The 15,719-nt window shown below is 39.9% G+C and carries 18 protein-coding genes; 7 read left to right on the top strand and 11 right to left on the bottom strand.

Translation table 11 applies throughout. From position 1 onward, the window contains the following. Nucleotides 1-33: 33 nt before the first annotated feature. From JWG40_RS06685 to rplM, 3 genes are all read right to left on the bottom strand, one after another. Complete coding sequence (locus tag JWG40_RS06685; RefSeq protein ID WP_205285072.1) at nt 34-1,239, bottom strand: MFS transporter; 1,206 nt, start codon at nt 1,237-1,239, stop codon at nt 34-36. A gap of 71 nt (nt 1,240-1,310) precedes the next feature. Further along, nucleotides 1,311-1,706, bottom strand: a complete 396-nt coding sequence (rpsI, locus tag JWG40_RS06690; protein ID WP_205285073.1) for a 30S ribosomal protein S9 — start codon at nt 1,704-1,706, stop codon at nt 1,311-1,313. A 1-nt stretch (nt 1,707) separates the two neighbouring features. Further along, nucleotides 1,708-2,160 carry a 50S ribosomal protein L13 gene (gene rplM, locus JWG40_RS06695; RefSeq protein WP_002973943.1) on the bottom strand — a complete coding sequence of 151 codons (453 nt, stop codon included), beginning with the start codon at nt 2,158-2,160 and terminating at the stop codon, nt 1,708-1,710. 77 nt (nt 2,161-2,237) lie between these two features. On the opposite strand from rplM, the gene thiL reads away from it, so the two are divergent. Continuing rightward, a complete protein-coding gene (gene thiL, locus JWG40_RS06700) occupies nt 2,238-3,146 on the top strand; it encodes a thiamine-phosphate kinase (RefSeq protein WP_205285074.1) in 909 nt (302 codons plus the stop codon). On the opposite strand, the gene JWG40_RS06705 is transcribed toward thiL, so the two are convergent. Then, the gene (locus tag JWG40_RS06705) at nt 3,125-4,399 is read right to left on the bottom strand and encodes a hybrid sensor histidine kinase/response regulator (protein ID WP_205285075.1); all 1,275 of its coding nucleotides are present in this window, start codon (nt 4,397-4,399) and stop codon (nt 3,125-3,127) included. The two genes, thiL and JWG40_RS06705, sit on opposite strands and share 22 nt — an antisense overlap. A gap of 66 nt (nt 4,400-4,465) precedes the next feature. Beyond that, nucleotides 4,466-5,941 carry a polynucleotide adenylyltransferase PcnB gene (pcnB, locus tag JWG40_RS06710; protein WP_205285076.1) on the bottom strand — a complete coding sequence of 492 codons (1,476 nt, stop codon included), beginning with the start codon at nt 5,939-5,941 and terminating at the stop codon, nt 4,466-4,468. A gap of 67 nt (nt 5,942-6,008) precedes the next feature. Between pcnB and JWG40_RS06715 the strand changes: the two genes are divergently transcribed. Next, nucleotides 6,009-7,010 carry a M23 family metallopeptidase gene (locus JWG40_RS06715; protein ID WP_205285077.1) on the top strand — a complete coding sequence of 334 codons (1,002 nt, stop codon included), beginning with the start codon at nt 6,009-6,011 and terminating at the stop codon, nt 7,008-7,010. A 141-nt stretch (nt 7,011-7,151) separates the two neighbouring features. On the opposite strand, the gene JWG40_RS06720 is transcribed toward JWG40_RS06715, so the two are convergent. Then, complete coding sequence (locus JWG40_RS06720) at nt 7,152-7,598, bottom strand: DoxX family protein (RefSeq protein ID WP_205285078.1); 447 nt, start codon at nt 7,596-7,598, stop codon at nt 7,152-7,154. A gap of 136 nt (nt 7,599-7,734) precedes the next feature. On the opposite strand from JWG40_RS06720, the gene JWG40_RS06725 reads away from it, so the two are divergent. Further along, entirely contained in the window at nt 7,735-8,661 is a 927-nt protein-coding gene (locus JWG40_RS06725; protein ID WP_205285079.1) for a prolipoprotein diacylglyceryl transferase, read from the top strand. Next, nucleotides 8,658-9,488 (top strand): crotonase/enoyl-CoA hydratase family protein, encoded by an 831-nt coding sequence (locus JWG40_RS06730; RefSeq protein ID WP_205285080.1) that lies wholly within the window; start codon nt 8,658-8,660, stop codon nt 9,486-9,488. The genes JWG40_RS06725 and JWG40_RS06730 overlap by 4 nt, the downstream gene beginning before the upstream one ends. Before the next feature lies 1 nt (nt 9,489). Here JWG40_RS06730 and JWG40_RS06735 read toward each other — a convergent pair whose 3' ends face one another. Then, nucleotides 9,490-9,645 (bottom strand): hypothetical protein, encoded by a 156-nt coding sequence (locus JWG40_RS06735; protein ID WP_205285081.1) that lies wholly within the window; start codon nt 9,643-9,645, stop codon nt 9,490-9,492. A gap of 80 nt (nt 9,646-9,725) precedes the next feature. Here JWG40_RS06735 and JWG40_RS06740 point away from each other — a divergent pair, with 80 nt between their 5' ends. Both JWG40_RS06740 and JWG40_RS06745 read left to right on the top strand, forming a co-directional pair. Next, the gene (locus JWG40_RS06740) at nt 9,726-10,577 is read left to right on the top strand and encodes a tetratricopeptide repeat protein (RefSeq protein ID WP_205285082.1); all 852 of its coding nucleotides are present in this window, start codon (nt 9,726-9,728) and stop codon (nt 10,575-10,577) included. Further along, complete coding sequence (locus tag JWG40_RS06745; protein ID WP_205285083.1) at nt 10,562-12,388, top strand: AAA domain-containing protein; 1,827 nt, start codon at nt 10,562-10,564, stop codon at nt 12,386-12,388. Before JWG40_RS06740 ends, JWG40_RS06745 begins: the two co-directional genes overlap by 16 nt. A gap of 92 nt (nt 12,389-12,480) precedes the next feature. Here the strand turns inward: JWG40_RS06745 and JWG40_RS06750 are convergent, their stop codons facing one another. Then, nucleotides 12,481-13,134: an adenylate/guanylate cyclase domain-containing protein gene (locus tag JWG40_RS06750; protein WP_205285228.1), complete on the bottom strand. Its 654-nt coding sequence runs from the start codon at nt 13,132-13,134 to the stop codon at nt 12,481-12,483. A 191-nt stretch (nt 13,135-13,325) separates the two neighbouring features. On the opposite strand from JWG40_RS06750, the gene JWG40_RS06755 reads away from it, so the two are divergent. After that, on the top strand, nt 13,326-13,718 hold the full coding sequence (locus JWG40_RS06755) for a DoxX family protein (protein ID WP_205285084.1): 393 nt from the start codon (nt 13,326-13,328) through the stop codon (nt 13,716-13,718). Between the two features lie 171 nt (nt 13,719-13,889). Here JWG40_RS06755 and JWG40_RS06760 read toward each other — a convergent pair whose 3' ends face one another. From JWG40_RS06760 to JWG40_RS06770, 3 genes are all read right to left on the bottom strand, one after another. Then, complete coding sequence (locus tag JWG40_RS06760) at nt 13,890-14,465, bottom strand: hypothetical protein (protein WP_205285085.1); 576 nt, start codon at nt 14,463-14,465, stop codon at nt 13,890-13,892. Further along, complete coding sequence (locus tag JWG40_RS06765; RefSeq protein ID WP_232369231.1) at nt 14,465-14,914, bottom strand: MarR family transcriptional regulator; 450 nt, start codon at nt 14,912-14,914, stop codon at nt 14,465-14,467. Before JWG40_RS06765 ends, JWG40_RS06760 begins: the two co-directional genes overlap by 1 nt. A 281-nt stretch (nt 14,915-15,195) precedes the next feature. Further along, nucleotides 15,196-15,711, bottom strand: coding sequence for an Lsa16 family lipoprotein adhesin (locus JWG40_RS06770; RefSeq protein ID WP_205285230.1), 516 nt, complete (start codon nt 15,709-15,711; stop codon nt 15,196-15,198). Nucleotides 15,712-15,719: the final 8 nt, after the last annotated feature.

A 15,719-nucleotide genomic window follows, 5' to 3' on the forward strand; every position in this document is an offset into this window, starting at 1 on the left:
CGGTTTCACCTCCTAGGGCAAGGAAATTAGAAGTTAACTCTCCCGTAATTCCTTGTATTGGAGAAAAGAAAAAAGAGCAAAACAGAGAAATACCCCACCCAAAATTCCAAAGGTGAGCTGCATACCAATGGTGTCAGCAAGCAGGGCAGAAAAAAATCCAGACACTGCGGGTGTGAATTGGAAACAAACTGTATAAAGGGAAAGGATTCTTCCTCGGATTCCATCTTCGGCCCGTTTTTGTAAAATGGCGGGAAGTAGACTCGAAACCACGCCCCCCGAAACTCCAAAACAAAACAAAAAGAAAGAGGTAGCAGAGGCTTTTCCAAAAGGAACAAAACCCAAAAAGAAAATAGAGGAGAGGGTAAACACAATCAGTAAAACAAGGCCCTTTCTTTCCAGGTGGTGGAAAAGGATGGTAAGAACCCCTCCGAGAAATAACCCCGGCCCTAAAAACACAAGGACGGTCCCCCGAGCCAGTTCCCCAAGTCCTAACTCATTGCGAACATACTTAGGAAGAATGACTTGGATGGGACCAAGAGCAAGCATACTAAGAACTGCCATGTACATCACTTGCCTGGAAACCGAATCTACTTTTAGGAATTCCAAAACTGTTTTGAGATTTGCAGATAAAGAAGGAATCTTGTCAAGTTTTGACCCTTTCGGATCAATATTTACATTCTGACTTTTACCATCATATCGTAACAAAGTAAAGGCGATCATTGAAAGTAAATGAAAGGATGCCAAAACCAAAAACAATTTGGGGTAGTCATTTCCTTCCCGAAACCAACCCACAGCGAGTGGGCTCATTCCAAAAGCAAAGATGAGAAGTAAATTTCCGGCTATGGTATGAAAGACCAAGCGGTGCGACTCCATCACCTCTCGTAAAATCGCCATTCGTCCCGGAAGGACTGTCGTCATTCCAATCCCATTCACAAATGCCAAAGGCAATAAAAATAGTGGATGGTTATGAAAAAACTCGGTGCATGCACCTAACAGAAAAGAGGAGATAAATAGGAAAAATTGAAAACTCACCACCACCCATTTTTTGGAGTAGTGATCGAGCAAGTAACCCGTGTATAAGAAAAAAATAGGAAAGGGCAAAAATAGAAAAAAGAAAACGATCCCTGAGAATCCTTTCACAGCATCTAGGGTTTGGCAAAAAATTACAATCGAATACAAAAAACAACTACTGGCAAAGGTACCAATTGCGAAGGCAAAATAAAATACGAGTTGGTTCAACAAAGGGTACCTACCTAAAAAAAAAGCCTCCCGTAGGAGGCTTTGGTTCGGAAAAAAAAGAGGATTTCCGATTAACGTTTTGAGAACTGAGTTCCTCGACGAGCTTTGTGTAGACCGTATTTTTTACGTTCCACCATACGACTATCGCGAGTAAGAAAACCTTCTTTTTTCAAAGCTGGTTTGAAAGCCTCATTAAAAGCTACGAGTGCCCGAGCTACAGCATGTCGGATCGCTCCTACTTGGCCTACCACTCCACCACCAGATACATTCAGAGCAATGTCGTATTTATCACGAGCTTCTAAAATGAACAGAGGCTCGAGAGCACGGCGAACCAAATGATCTCCATTTTTGATGTAATCATTTACTTCTTTGTGATTTACTGTGATTTTACCAGTTCCAGATGCGATTTTCGCACGTGCAACGGATGTTTTGCGTCGGCCAACTGCCCAAACTGCTTTTTGCGCCATATTATTTCAACTCCAGTTTTAGGGGCTTTTGAGCTCCTAGGTTGTGGTCATTGCCAGCGAACACGCGGCAATTTCTCAGCATTTGATCACCTAACTTAGATTTAGGTAACATTCCTTTCACTGCTTCCATGATCACTCTTTCCGGATTTTCTTGAATGAGTTTATGGAATGCAATGGCAGTCATACCACCTGGGTAACGTGAGTGATGATAGTAAATTTTTTGTTCTCTTTTGCGGCCAGTGACTGCCACTTTAGAAGCATTAACGATAATGATATTATCTCCACAATCCTGGTTAGGAGTGAAGGTAGATTTGTGTTTTCCGCGAAGTCGGGAAGCTACTTGACTTGCCAATCTTCCGAGAGTCTTATCAGTTGCGTCCACAACAAACCACTGTTTTTGTACGGCTTCTTTTGCGATAGAAGGGGTCTTGTGGGCTTTAGACAATAGTTCCATAAGTACGAGATTTTCCTCTTTTATGTCAGGATTTTCGGTTTTCACACCGGGTCAAACAAATTTATTGGATGTAAGCCTTGAAAGAATCCGAAATTATACGAACCTTGTTTGGAACCACTCCTCCCCCTGAGGATGATTGTTATTTTTTGGCCCCGAACCGACTCGTGACAACGGATTCCCTTTCGGAAGGCACCCATTTCCTTCATGAGTGGTCTTCTGCCCCCATTTTAGCAAGAAAACTTGTCGAAGTCAATGTCTCCGACATCACAGCCTCTGGTGGGAGACCGAAAGAATGTTTTCTAAATCTGGGACTATCTCCCCTCTCCCGTAAAAAGGAATGGATTCGCGCCTTTTCCAAAGAACTTCGTAAATCTTTAGACCAATATGGAATGAAACTAGCCGGGGGCGACACCTTTTCTGCTTCCAAAACCCAGCTCACACTCACGGTTGTGGGCACAGTGGAAAAACCCTGGCTTCGTTCTGGAGGAAAACCGGGAGACTATCTTTATATCACGGGATCTCTCGGTAAAAGCCAACTCGGCTTTCAGGCTTTGAAAAAAAAATCCAAGGGCAAACAATACCAAGAGGCAATCGCCCAGCACCTATCTCCTAAATCTCGTTATATGATACTTAATTCTCTCCAAAAATTCCAGGTTCATGCCTGTATGGACATTACTGACGGTCTCATCCAAGATGCGGAACGCTTGGCGATAACCTCGAGGGGAAAACTAAAAATCCAAGTGGAATCGGTTCCATTGGATCCTTTGGCCCTGAAGGAACTTGGCCTGGATTTATGTTTGGGTTCAGGGGAAGAATTGGAACTTTTGTTTTTATCTCCCGAAATTTTGCCGACAGAACTTGCCGGAATTCCTGTGACAATGGTGGGAAAATTAGATAAAGGAAAACCGGGAGTTCAATTTTTGAAGACGGGAAAACGTTATATCCCCCAATCGATTGGTTATCTTCACTTCACAGAAGAAGAATAAGGTAAAAAAATCCTAAACTCAATCTTAGGCTCTTTGGCGCTATTCATATGATCAAAAATGTTAAAGGCGGAAATGGTCCCACCGAATTTTTGTATCGTTTGCCGAACAAAGCTCAGTCCAATCCCGAAGTCTAGAGAGCCATGTTTTTCATAAATGTTTTTATGTAGTCGAAAAAAAGGTTCAAATATTAGCTCTAAATACTCATTCGGAATTCCGTCTCTCATCTGAAAGTCTTCACTCAGTGAATTCACGATGGAAATTACAAAGCCATCTTTATTGGATTGGAACAAAGAGTAGATTTTACTAGAAGTTGCAGAGAACCTCATTGCATTTAACAATAATTCATAAAAAACATTATGAAAATACTTTTGGTTCCAAACGATGGGATTACTTTCGAAGTTTTTTGAATCAATTTCGCCCATAACAAAAGATTGATTTTTGAGTAAAAAAATAGAACTCATTTCAGATTTCACGTTCATTAATTCTTTTAAAACTTGGACAGGTGTTGTTGGTTCGGCTGGAATTCGATCAAAGATTACCTCTTCAATTTCGGTGAATCGATTTAGTACCTTTTTTGCATAAACTGCATTTTCTTCCAAAAGATCGAGAACTTCGCTATCCAAAATATAATTCCCATTCTCTGCTTTGGGCATAATTTTTATGATATCAATGATTTGTGTTAGAATTCCAAACCCTGCACCTTGCGCCAAACTTGTTCTAAGTCCATAAAACAAGTTTTTGTGCATATCTTGCGTATTGAATTCACCTTTTTTCAGGCTATGGTTCTTATAACTATACCAATCTAATAGTTTCTCAAGAGAAATGATTTTCTGTTTTTCATATTCCGAATATTGATATTCTTTTTCTTTATTAGAAAGTTGGTATTTGATTCGAGAGAGAAGTTCAGCAGGGATGACTGGCTTGATGATATATTCTTGGACGTGTTCTTTCATTACCTTAATGATCGATTTTGGATCTTCTGTTGAAGTGATTACGATGATAGGAATGGACTTGTTTATCTTTCGGACCTCCCTAACAAATTCCAAACCATTACCATCAGGTAATTGTAAATCTGTCAAAATCACACTTTCTGATAAAAAAGGATTGGCTTCGATATACTCCAAAGCCGTTTTTATTTCTGCAAAACTAGTTACTTCCATTCCCTGCTTTTGAAGTAATCCGCTATAGAGAAGCGAAATGGTAGGATCGTCTTCAAGAAGTAATACTTTTGTTAGAGTTTGGAGTTTTTCCATCGGTACATCCGACGAAAGAATAGATTAAAAGGTAAGGATTTCTCTCCTTACCTTTTAATTAGTTAGCTAGTTATCTTCTGATTCAGAATCAGAATTCAGTGGTTCCGCATTGGAGCGAGGTTGGTCCGTTTTGTCTACTTGGTTGCCTTCTTGAACCGAGTTCTGATTTTGGGAACCACCACCCCTTCTGTCCCTATGTTTCTTTCTAGGTGGGCGCTTTTTGTTTGGTTCTTTTTTACGATTCTGTTGTCCGAACTGATGGCTATCAGGTTTCGGTCTTTGTCGTAAAGAAATTTCCCAAAAGAAAGCGGTTTGTACTGCCGATTCGTTACCTTCTGAAATCGCAACGATCTTGTAGACCATAAACGCATCATAGAAGTAGTCCTTCTTTTTGAAAAAGGAGTTTTGTCTTTCTTTTTCATCATCAGTGACTTGGAAACGTGGTTGGCTAATAAAAATTTTTACCAAATTGTCTTGTTCACGTTTAGGAATTCCCATTCGTTCAAAAACAGGCTGGAGACTTTCTTTAATGTTATGCGCTAGGTGGCCACGGTCATTTTCATAAAGATCTTTGACGATATCATAGAAAATTAACGAATAAAAGATTGCCGGTGTCATCTCTTCTCTTGCGGAGAGGAGTTTGTCTGTGACTGCGAGTCTTTTACCCAGTGGTGTTTCCATAAAATGTTCACGCCACTCGGGATCAGTTTTCTTTAGTTTATCAGCAGGTTCTTTGAAAAGTACATCAAGCAAATGGTTCTCGGCAAGACCTTCGAAAATAATCGAAGTCTTCCAAGTTCTAAACATCTTGTTGTATTCTTCTAAAAGTCTAGCAGTGGACGACTTATCCAGTTCCAAACGGTTCTTTTTGATTGCCAGTTTGGTTTTTTTCTCGATGTCAAGTCCGAGTAAAACAGAAAACTTAACCGCTCGTAACATACGAACCGGATCTTCTTTGAAGGAAATATCTGGATCCCCAATGACCCGAACGATTTTCTTTTGAATGTCCTCGAACCCACCAACGTAATCCAAAATGGAATCGTTTTTAGGATCGTAAAACAAGGAGTTGATGGTAAAGTCGCGTCTTGCCGCGTCTTCCTTTGCTGTACCGAAGGAATTGTCCCGTTTGATGAGATAATCGTTATCTGCTTTGTGTTTTTCCAAACGATGTTCCGGTAGTGATCGGAACGTAGATACTTCAATAATTTTACCTTTAAAAATGATATGTACAATTTTAAATCGTTTACCGATGATTCGGCAGTTATTGAAGACCCTTTTGATTTGGTTGGGAGTCGCACTTGTGACTATATCAAAGTCTTTTGGGCGTTTGCCCATAAGCAGATCTCGGACCCCTCCACCGACTAAATAGGCCTTGTAACGAAACTTGTTCAATCGATTGATGATTTTGATGGCATCTTCATCGATATTGGCCCTGCGGATAGAATGGGATTCTCGATAGTATCTCTTTCCCTCGGGGTACATCAAAAAGGAATCGACAGAGTCGGCTTTCTTTCTGAAAAGAGAAGTGAGAAATTTAAACATATTGGATTCATCCACTTTCCCCTGAAAAATGGCATGGGCAAGGAAAAAATTGGCGGAATAACGAACATTGGCAGAAACTTACGTCACAACCGCCTACGAAAGGCTCCAAATTGCACACTTACGTTGGCGAAAGCGCGCCCAGAAGTGGATTTCCCGCAGTCGGGAGAAAGTGAGCTTTGTCCTCATCCCCAATGACGAAAAACCTTTGGCTCAAATTGAAATTTCTGTCGGGATGCTTGGGTTTTTATTCGGACTTTCTCTCTCACTTGTCCTACTTTCCTTTGGGCTTCTCCTTTACTTTTCCTTTATTTTTGACCGCAATCTTTCCTTAGAGAAAAAAACAGAAACCCAACTTGTCTCCTTTTTGTTCTACGACCTACTCTCCCAGGATTTAAGAGACTCCGTAGAGGAATTGGAGTCCACTGCTGAATCTTTAAACCTTCTTGCTTGGGAAGAAATTCCGGAAAAAGAGATGATCACCCAAGATTATTTACTGAAAGAAGAATTTCGCAAAGATGCAAGTGAACTTGATTCTAATCTGTTGTTATTCCAACAAGTGGTTACCACCTACACTCAGTTTGGTGTTAGGCTAGGAAATCTTGTTCCCAATTTTCAAAATGCTATTGATTATCTTTCCATGAGAGAAAGTATTTTTTATTCCATGCCGAGGGGCCGCCCTCTAAAACCTGGTGTGGGAGTTGTGACTTCTACTTTCGGTTACAGGAGTGATCCTTTTGGAATTTTACCTGTGGGCGAGTACCACTCCGGGATTGACTTTGCAGCGGGAGAAGGAACTCCGATTTATGCCACAGGCCCCGGAATTATTGCTGTTGATACTGCAGTGGGAGGGCTTGGAAAATCGGTTCGGATCAACCATGAAAATGGATTTTTTACTCTCTATGGCCACTGTTCTCTCATTTTAGTAAATCCGGGAGACCGCGTCAAACGGGGGGATAAAATTGCCCTAGTCGGACAAACAGGAAAAGCTACGGGAGCCCACGTTCACTACGAAGTGCGGATCGGACTCGATGCACCTCTCGATCCAGAAGAATACATTAACTTAGATTAAATCTGCTTATATGAAGTGGAAAACTATCCTGAAATATTTGAATTGGTAAAGCAGTGAAAATGATTGGGATTGGTTCGAAACCTTGTTGTTGTTTACCAACAGGAACAAAGTTCGAACCAGTTCGAATGTAAATTCTTTTGTTTAGAATTTTCCTATTAAATTAAAATCAATAGAATACACACCAGCTCCGCCAACCACTAGGGCAATGAGTAGTCCTGTCGCAAGGATATGAAATTCATAACCTTCCCCTTTTTGGTTTCCGTTCCAATTGATAAAAAATCCGTTTTGTCTATGAGCGAGAACTGCCGCACCGATCATAATTATGGCAATGGAAGCCGCAGCAAACTTGGTAAGGAACCCCACAAGGATGAGGGCTGATCCGAAAGATTCTCCAAGAATGATGAGAACCGCCAAGATCCCAGGAAACTTCATCGTTCCTGTGAAAAATCCGTAGGTTCCTTTGAATCCGTATCCACCAAACCAACCGAGTAGTTTCTGGGCACCGTGTGGGAAAATCACAACAAAAGCAGTGATTCTTAAGATGAGTGGGATGATATCCCCGGAAGTAGAAAATAGATAATCGAACATATGGTTCTCCTTAAATCAATAATAGATAGTTTAATATTAAACTATCTATGGTCAAGCTAATTTTACTGAAATTTCCAGGTTTCTACGATTTGAAATTCTCCTTTCCCCTTTGGGGGTAAATTTTACCCTTTCCCCTATGTTAGATCGAATTCCGATTCCGAATCCCTTTGGCTGGGAAGGTTTGTCCACTTTCAGCCTTCTTATGATGTTAGCCTTTCTTGTTGGTTCTTACCTCCTCCCCAAAGAGCTGGAGAGAAGGAAGTTGGATCCAAACCATTCCGATTGGTTGATTTTTCTTGGGATTTTGGGTACCTTAATAGGAGCCAAAATTTTCTTTATCTTCGAAATTTGGGACCAAGTCTTTATCGATGTTCCAGGATACGATGGGCAGTATACCTACCCCCTCACACACTGGAATGGATTTCCAGGACATCCGGGTCTCTGGTCTTCTTTATTTAGCGGAGGAGGCCTCGTATTTTTTGGGGGCCTTATCTTCGGCTGGCTTTTTATCACTCTTTACTTTCGTCACCACAAACTAGACATCGGGGCCTATTACGATGCAGTGATACCTGCACTTAGTATGGGTTATGCGATCGGAAGACTTGGATGTTTTGTGAGTGGGGATGGTTGTTATGGTTTTGCAACGGATGTTAGAATTCCGTTTTTCGTATTTGATTTCCATGGCGCCCATCCTTCCGGTGTTCCTGTTTGGAATACACCTGTTATGGAATCCCTTATGGCATTCGGATATTTTGCCTACTTTCAATTTTGGGCCAGATACCAAAACTTCCGTAAATGGAGTATTGGAGCGCAGTTTCTCATCATCCATGGATTTGCAAGACTCATCATCGAGTTTTTACGTGTGAACAAAGCGGTGATTCCGTTTATTGATCCGCCAACTCTTGTGAACATTCCTGATGCCAATGGAAACCCAACCTTTCTTACAGGTTACTACTGGCATGGATTTTCGCAGTCACAGTATATTTCTATAGCCCTCATTCTATTCGGAATTTACCTAATGATTTCCAAAAAACTTTGGTTAAAGGAGAAAACAGCAGTATGAACCCTTCTCCCTTTTTTGAAATTGAAAAAAGAAAAAACGTAGCCATCCTTTGGTTGAATCGTCCTGAAAAAAGAAATGCTATGAATTGGCCTTTTTGGCGAGACCTTCCCGATATGGTGGATGAGATCAATGCCGATCCGCAGATTCATTGTTTTGTGATCGCAGCTAAGGGGAAATCTTTCTCGACTGGACTTGATTTAGAAGAATTCTTCCAGGAATTCAAATCAGTTTTCCAAGGGGAATTTGCAGATGGTCGGGAAAAACTCTACCAACTCATCCTTACGATGCAAAAAGGAATCAATGCCATCTACAATTCTAAAAAACCATCCATTGCCTTAGTACAAAAACACTGCATTGGTGGTGGGCTTGACTTGGTATCAGCATGTGACATTCGTTATGCGTCCAAAGATGCCAGTTTTTCACTTAGGGAATCCAAAGTCGCCATTGTTGCTGATATGGGATCGTTACAAAGACTACCCCATCTCATCGGAAATGCCCATACAAGGGAACTTGCTCTAACCGGAAAAGACATCACTGCTGAGGAAGCGCTTTCCATGGGGCTTGTGACAAAAGTCACAGAAGACTTCGATACTCTACTCCAAGCGGGACTTAACACGGCAACAGAAATTGCAGAGAACCCGACCATCGTGATCCGTGGGGTCAAACAAGTGCTAAACCATGGAATCGGCAAAACCATAGAAGATGGATTGGACTATGTAGCGGTTTGGAATGCGAGTATGCTTGATTCCAAAGATTTCCGTTCCGCTATTGGTGGGTTTATGGAAAGAAAACGACCGGTCTTCAATCCAGAAACCCGGGTAGACTAAATTAACAGTAGATGTCGAGTAACCGTTCGCTTTTTGCCTGTGGACCTACTTTTTCTTCCACAGCCAACTTCATGAGTTTTTCTGAGAGTTGGTTTTGGGCCTGGAAAATTTCCTTTGGCAAATTGACGACCGAGTTAATAGGTGTAGATGGAACCATAATAGGACCTCCTTTTACAATCTTTACTCCCTGTTCTACCCATCGACGAATCCCGTATTTTCTGAAGTAAAAAACCTCAAATGAATTCTTTTTTTTCCCTAATCCGCGAAGCCAAACTCCTGGAAGAGGAAAAGGAATTCACTCGAGCCTTTAACGTTTATGCCGAAAGTGAGTCGCATACAACCGACGAATCCTCTCTCATCAAAATCAAAGCGAAAAAAGCCTGGTGTTTGTATGCAGTGGGAAATCCGAAAGAAACAGAATCTCTCTTCCAAGACATCATCAAAAACTATCCTTCTCACCCATTGAGTATCACCGTATACTCACGTTATCTGATCAAATTAAAGAAATTTAAATCAGCGAAAGTTTTACTCCAAAAAAGTATTACCTATTTTCCATCTTATTTAGAAAACTACCTACTCCTAGCTTCCCTCCTAAAAGATATGGAACGTTCGGAAGAAGCCATCAAAGTTTTAAAAAAAGCTCTATCGCAAGAGCACCTAAGTAATGGCCGAGGGATTGATCGTAAAGACATTTGGGCGGAACTTGGGTCTTTGTATTTTTCCCGTGGGGATTTTAACTCAGCCCTTGCCTCTTTAAAAAAATCTCTCAAAATGGTGGAACCAGAAGAGTTCTTTTATTATGATCTTCTGGCACTTTGTTATTTGGAAGCGGAAGATCCAGAAAATGCACTGTCCTCTATCAGAACGCATATCCAATACTGTAAAGAAATTGATCCAGAAACTCTCATCATCTTAGCACGAGCCCATTGCCGGTTGGGTAAGTTGGAAGAGGCTGCAAACAACCTCATCCAGGCCTATTCCATTGAAGATTCCCTATATTTAAAAGCAGCCGATTTTATCGACTTTGCTCCCCTACTGAGAAACGGTTTTTTTACAACCTTGGAGAACATTGAATGGGAAGAACCATAAAACAAGAGTTTGGTTCATTAGAAGAAGAAATTCTATCTGTAAAAAAAGTTCTATCAAAAGAAAGGGAATACGAACGTTCTTTATTTTTAGAAAAAGGTTCGGATGCAAAGTCCATTAAATCAGCCGCACTAGAAGACTTACGATTTGTTGTCGGAAATACTTGGAGAGCCGATTTCAACATCTCTCCTTCCAACCAAGCCAGAGAATGGTTAAAACCAGGAACCCCAGTTCTTCTAAAGAGCGAGACAGAATCTATATTTGGAAATATCTACAGGGCCAGTGATTCCAAACTCACCGTCCAGGTTCGGGGCGATTACGAATGGGAAGACCAAGAATTTCAAATCTCCAAATGGTTCCCAGAATCTACTTATGATTTGTATAATGAAATCATTTCCAAAGTTTTAGAAGATAAAGAAAGTTTATCGCACAAAAAACTCAAATGGATTTTAGGATTTGGATCGGGGGACAAACCCACTCCTCCGAAAGAAGGCTTAAACAAACCACCGTTAGATCGAATTTTCCAAATTGCCGACTATGGAGTTGTTTTTGGCCCCCCAGGAACCGGAAAGACCACCTTACTTTTGCAAGCTGTGGAAGAGATTAAATCGAGAAAGGAATCGGTATTAACCCTTTGCCCTACAAACTTTGCTTGTGATTATATTGTGGAACTCGCATTAAAAAAAGGGATTCGTGTGATTCGGTTGGGTAACTCCACCAAAATTAAAGAAGAAGTTCTACCCCACCATATTGATCATCTCATCCAAACACATCCTGACCAAAAACAAATCCACAACTGGCAGACCGAATTAAAAGCCCTTCAGAAAAAAGCCAACTCTTGGAAACGTAATTTTGGAAAAGAAGAGCGAGAAGAACGAAAACAGGTTCGTAAAGAAGCTAAGTTTTTACTTTCTACCATTAGAGAAGCAGAATCGAATATTCGCACCAAGTTACTTGACAATGCAGAACTGATCGTATCCACCTTTTCGGGTTTCGGGAATGAATTCAAAAAAGGGAGGGTATTTGATTTTGTATTTGTAGATGAATCCACACAAAGTTTAGATCCCGGCTGTTATATGGCACTCTATGCGGGAAAAAAAACCTTCTTTTTTGGTGATCCCAAACAACTCGGTGCCAGCTACTCCCATCCTGACCAACAAAACATTGTTAGCTTTTTAGAAAAGGCTGTAACCTTTGACTCCGGGGAACGAATTCTATTTTTAGAAAAACAATTTAGGATGAAACCAGAAATCCTTGGGTTTCCGAACCATACCTATTACGAAAGTAAAATTCTCACTCATCCTGAAGCAGAATGGAGTACATCTTTCGACATCACCCCAGTTTTAGGATCGAATCCCCCGATTATTTGGATTGATACGGCAGGGAGTGATTCGGAGGAAGAAACCGAAGGCGAAGAACCAAGTTTTTTCAATCATACAGAAATTCATTTGATCGAACGATTGTTTCAATTAGGACTCCCAAAAGACCTAACCACCATTATCTCACCCTACCGAGGACAAGTAGAAAAATTAGTATTTGCCTCTCAAGGGAAATGGTTTACCCAAACCATTGACTCCTTCCAAGGAAGAGAATCTGAAATAGTCATCCTTAGTCTCGTTCGTTCGAACTTAGACGGAGAAATAGGCTTTTTACTCAACCCGAAACGGATGAACGTTGCTTTAACCAGAGCCAGGTCCCATTTGCTCCTGATCGGAGATTCTGGAACCCTTTGCCAAAATAAAGAATTCCAAGATCTTTATTCCTATATTGAATCAAACGGTGAAATCCGTTCGATTTATGAATTTATGGAATGATATCAAAAACAGATCCAAAACAAAAACAATAACTAAGGTCTTTTTCTGTTCTCGATAAAAATTCCGCTGATCGTTTAAAGCAACGGATCTAGTTACAAAACAACCCACTTGGGCTCATCCAAGGTATAAACCAAACGGTAAGCCCCATCCGAACCAGGAGGAATTTCGGCGATCCCTTCAAAATCAAAATCCGTTGTATCATCTGCATTTTCTTTCACGGCACTAGTCACTAAAATTTCCCAGGCCTTGGCCGTATCTTCACCTAACTTGGATGCTGCGTTTACTTCAGATCCAAATACATCCGTATCTCCAATCTTTAAAATTTTCCCATACCCAAGTCCCACACAGAGTAATATTTGTTCCTCGGCAATTCGATCCACATTGTAGCGTTTACATGCTTTTTGCATTTGGATCGCACATTGGATGGCTTTGTTTGTGTTTCGGAATAGCACCATAAGACTATCTCCTTCATCTTTCATAAGGATTCCATCGAACTCGTCGAGCACAGGAATCAATATCCTTTGTGATTCATATATCGTTTGTAAAAAATGTATGATCCCAAATTTGGCAACACCACGAGAAAATCCGGATAGATCCGTAAACATCACGCACCATGTTTCGCCGAAAAGATCCCAAATTCGTTTGTCGATAAACTCTTGGTTAGATCCAGGGATCAGTCTTTCTTCAAGAAGTTTTTCTAATCGTTCTTCGGAGGCGGATGTGGCAATGGCTCGTTTTTGTCCCATGGATGCGAGTATAATGACAAACAAAAGAAAGTCAAGGTATGAAAGGAACAAAAGATAATGAAAAACGGTTTTATCAGTTGTAATCTATCTAACAAGCGATTGGATTCAGTTTAGTTTCAAATTTTCATTGATCATTTATCATTCAAAATGTTTTTCTAGTTAAATCTATAAATAGGAAAAAAGGAGATTATATGAACGATACAAAAAGTTCGCGCACATTACTTTGGGTAGGAAGGGTTCTCAGTGGCCTAGTAATCGCATTTTTGCTTTTTGATGCTTGGGGAAAACTTTCTGAACTCGAAATCGTAATTAAGACTATGGATGAATTAGGCATTCCAGGATCTCTTTCTATGACGATTGGAACCATCCTTCTTGTGATCACTGTTTTATATGCCATCCCGCAAACTTCAGCTTTCGGTGCCCTTCTACTCACAGGCTATTTAGGTGGCGCTGTTGCAGTTCATGTTCGCATAGGAAATCCACTTTGGAGTCATACACTATTTCCGGTTTATGTGGGTCTATTACTTTGGATTGGACTAACATTACGAAACCAAAAAGTAAAAGATCTTTTCTGGGGCTTTTAATCGGAACTGGATTCTTTAAATACGGAAACATAATTCTTTTTTCAAAATAGTATTTTAGATTATCTTGATGTTTATGTTTCCGATTAACCAATGGCGAATTCTTTGCATTTCTAAAATTATGATCAAATTCTAAAACAATTCAAAACTAAACAATAGACCAAATCGCAAGTTCTATCCATTCATTTTTAAGATTTGTATCACAAGGGGAATCATACAGAATGAAATCCCAAGATAAATACCGACACGGAAATAATTTAAAAAAACCCATTTCTTAATTTCACTTCGTACATTATCAGAGAAATGCGAGTTATTGGTTTCTGCTAAAGTTTGAAATCGAATGATTTTTTGTGCAAAATAAACAACTGTCCAAACTCTTACCAAAAAATGTATCAAAAACAAAATCAGTAAAAAAAGACCTATTCCCTCTATTTGATAACAGAACAAAACAGAAACTAAAAAAATCACTTCATGTAGGGAATGAAATACAATCCAAAAGTATTTTAGATTAGCAGACTTACTCTCTATATTTAGAAGCTGGAGGTTTTGAAGGTTCCCAGTAGCCCAACGCGGAACAAAAATCAGGGTTTCGAAAATTTGAGCCCCATTCATTAAAAAATAAATAAGTAAGTTCAGTAATAAAGAATATGTTGCGATCGATAAGGAATGATCGGACACATAAGATACCAGTTCCTGAATATAAAATGTGGAAGCTAAGATAAAAGACTTTGTCGTAAAAACACTCTTCATTAGGATTTCCCTTCTAAATTCTCTGACATTTTTTCCATAATCCCAATGGCCGATTCGAAATAACGATGCACTACTTCCAACTCCCGATTCGTGAAACTGGAAATCAAAAGATCAGTATCTGTTTGCAATTTTTTAAAAATTGGGCCAAACAATCCATTTGCCCTTTCCAGGTTTGGAACAATCAGCACCTTTCGTCTATCGGTTGGCAAAAATTTTCGTTTTACTAATCTACTTTTCTCCAGCCGATCAATTACACCTGTAATGGCGCCAGTGGTAAGACCTGATAACTTAGCCAGCTCTCCCGCAGTCATTTCCCCATGCTCTATTAGATATCCTAAATACTTATGGTCTGTTCCCGAAAGCCCTGCTTTTTTAGCTATGGCTTCGTGCATTATCAGAGCTGTTTCAAAGTATTTACGTGTGGTCTTTTTAAAAATGGAATTTTCCATTGGTGGCAATTTCCCTTATAGACTATATATCTTAGTTACAAAGATAATAAAAATATAACAAACTTTTTTTTCTGAATTTATTTTTTATTGGGGATAATTGTTATCTTTTAGAGATTTTTAATTCAATGGAATCCCAATGAGAGAAAACAATTTCAATTGGGACAGATCGTTAAAAAAACGAATTTAAATAAAAAAAAGACCCTCAGTTTCCCTTGGGTCTTTTTCTTTAACAACGGAAGAACTCGAGATTTTTTCTCGGCTCCAGAATCAAAACAAAAATCTTAATTTTGTTTTAATATGTTTTTGTTGGTGTAAGGAACTTCTTCCAAACCTTTGGTTAGGTCAGAAAGTGGGATCTTTTCTTTCGGAAGATCTTTTAAGCTACCATACTCATACCCACGAGGATAGTGCTCTTTGTCCGTTGGGCTATAGAAAGGGTTGTATTCCTTCACGAGTCCTTTGGAATATCTCCAAACACTTACTTCCGGGTCTTGGTTGACAACAAAACAACGTGGGCTCATATAACCTTCGTTTTTTGCCGTTTGGACTTTGATAAAATATTTTGGAGCCCATACGTTATGGTTACGGGATTCAAATACTTTCACAACGGTTCCAGCCGGAACAAATTCTACCACTTTTGAGTTAGAATCTGCTTCAGAATACAAAGGAACCGTAAAATCCAAACTTGCTTTGTTGGTTTTGGCATCACAATTTTTATGCCAAACCACTTCAGCGTTTTTGGAACAAGCTGTGACACTTGCTCCGAGAATCATGAGTAATACAATTTTGTTTTTCAATTCCATTC

It is taken from the genome of Leptospira abararensis (assembly GCF_016918735.1).
Lineage (GTDB): Bacteria > Spirochaetota > Leptospiria > Leptospirales > Leptospiraceae > Leptospira_A > Leptospira_A abararensis.